Here is a 1,773-nt window from a genome sequence, read left to right as displayed (position 1 = left end):
CTCGGCGGTGGCGGGACTGCTGTCCGGGCTCGCGGAGGGCCTGACGTGGCCGCGACGGCTCGCGCGGGCCGTCGCGCTGTCGGCGGCCACGGTCGCGGCGCCCGCGGCGGGCGAATTCGACGCGGCCGTCTACGCGGAGCTGCTGCCGCAGGTGACGGTGGTGCCCGCGGAGCCCGGCGCGGCGGTGTGAGGAGCGGAGGAAGGGGCGCGGTGAAGGCGGGCTCCGCGGGCCGTACCGGCTACTTGGTGACCTGGCCCTGCTTGAGTTCGAACTGGTCCAGATTGACCGCGCACTGATTGCCCTGCTGGCAGCTCAGCGTGACGGTATTGGAGCCCTTCTTGAGGTCGATCCAGGAGTAGGTGTGGTTGTTCCACGCCTTCGCCCAGTCGGTGTAGTCGCCGTAGTTCATCAGTTTCACGGGGCCGCTGCGCGCCTTGCCGTTCACCCCGAGGGTGAGCGTCGCGTCGTCGCCCGCGTTCCCGTAGTACGTGAAGAGCGTGTAGGGGCCGTCCTCCGGCACCGTCACCGTCCACGTCACGGTCGCGCCGACCTGCGTCAGGTGGTCGACGTAGGTGCCGCCCGCCGCGCTCGCGCCCGGGTGCTCGGTGCTCGTCTGCGCGCCGCCCGTCAGGGCCAGCGTCGAGGCGTCGGTCATCTTCGAGTCGTACGGGGTCGGCTCCGCGGAGACCGAAGGCGTCGTCTCGGTGGGCGCGGACGAGGTGACCGCCGGGCCGGTCGGCTTGTCGCTGGCCTTCTTGTCGCCGTCGCCCGAGCCGTTGGTCATCGCGAAGGCGATGCCGATGGCCACGGCCGCGACCACGGCGACCGCCGCGATCAGCAGGCCCTTGCGGTTGGGCGCGCCGCCGCCCTGCTGGCCGCCGCCGCCCGCGCGACGGGTGTGCGGAGGCTGCCCGGGAGGCTGCTGGCCGGGATATCCCTGCTGGCCCGGGTATCCCTGCTGGCCCTGCTGCCCTTGCTGGCCGCCGTACTGCTGCTGGCCGGGGTGCTGACCGGGCTGCTGACCGTACGCCTGCGTCTGCTGCTGGGTCTGCTGCGGGTAGCCGTAGCCGGAGGGCGACTGCTGCTGCGGGTAGCCGTAGCCCGAGGGTGTCTGCGGCGGCTGCGGACGGCGCTCACCGACCCGCTGGATCTGGTGGTGCGAGGTACGCGGCATGCCCGGCTGCTGCACCGGGGGCTGCTCGGGCTGCTGCTCGCCGCCCTCCGACCGGTAGAGATAACCGAACGGGTCGTCGTTCTCAGGGGCGCCGTCGTTTCCGGCAGTCATCCGCTGTCCACTCCCTCACTGCACTGCACACACGCTGCACACGCCGTCGCGGCGCCTGTGGTATCTCCGGAACACTACCGGCCCCGACGGACACACCGCTCAAGCCTTCGACGCATCACCAGGTCAGGAAGGTTCCCCTGTGAGCAGGCACACTTCACCCGACACGTACCGTTAACCCCGTGGACAGCGAGTGGCGGGAGCGGTGGGTGCCCTGGCGGGAGGCCATGGACCGCGCCCTGTACGGCCCCGACGGCTTCTTCGTACGGGAGCGGCCCGCGGCGCATTTCCGTACCTCCGTGCACGCCTCCGCGCTCTTCGCGGGGGCCGTCGCCGAGCTGCTGGTCCGGGTCGACGCGGCCCTCGGGCACCCGGCCGAGCTGGCCTTCACGGACATGGGCGCGGGCCGCGCGGAGCTGTGCGCCGGGGTGCTGGCCGCGCTCCCCGCCCCGGTCGCGGGGCGGGTACGCGCCCACGCCGTCGAACGCGC

At 72.6% G+C, this 1,773-nt stretch carries 1 protein-coding gene and 2 pseudogenes; 2 read left to right on the top strand and 1 reads right to left on the bottom strand.

Going from position 1 to position 1,773, the window contains the following annotated elements:
* Nucleotides 1-190 (top strand): annotated as a pseudogene (locus BGM09_RS25830) (1-phosphofructokinase); the annotation flags it as partial.
* A 49-nt stretch (nt 191-239) separates the two neighbouring features.
* On the opposite strand, the gene BGM09_RS25825 reads toward BGM09_RS25830, so the two are convergent.
* Nucleotides 240-1,286, bottom strand: coding sequence for a carbohydrate-binding protein (locus BGM09_RS25825; RefSeq protein ID WP_188284102.1), 1,047 nt, complete (start codon nt 1,284-1,286; stop codon nt 240-242).
* 224 nt (nt 1,287-1,510) lie between these two features.
* On the opposite strand from BGM09_RS25825, the pseudogene BGM09_RS25820 reads away from it, so the two are divergent.
* A pseudogene (locus BGM09_RS25820) lies at nt 1,511-1,773 on the top strand (hypothetical protein); the annotation flags it as partial.

Origin of the sequence: Streptomyces sp. CBMA29, from assembly GCF_014596445.1 — a bacterium.
Taxonomy (GTDB): Bacteria; Actinomycetota; Actinomycetes; order Streptomycetales; family Streptomycetaceae; genus Actinacidiphila.
Note: the sequence above shows the minus strand (reverse complement) of the source record. Positions and strands in the feature narration are given on the sequence as shown.

Excerpts from the sequence above, each read along its gene's own strand:
- BGM09_RS25825 (WP_188284102.1), bottom strand. The coding sequence starts at position 1,286 with ATGACTGCCGGAAACGACGGCGCCCCTGAGAACGACGACCCGTTCGGT.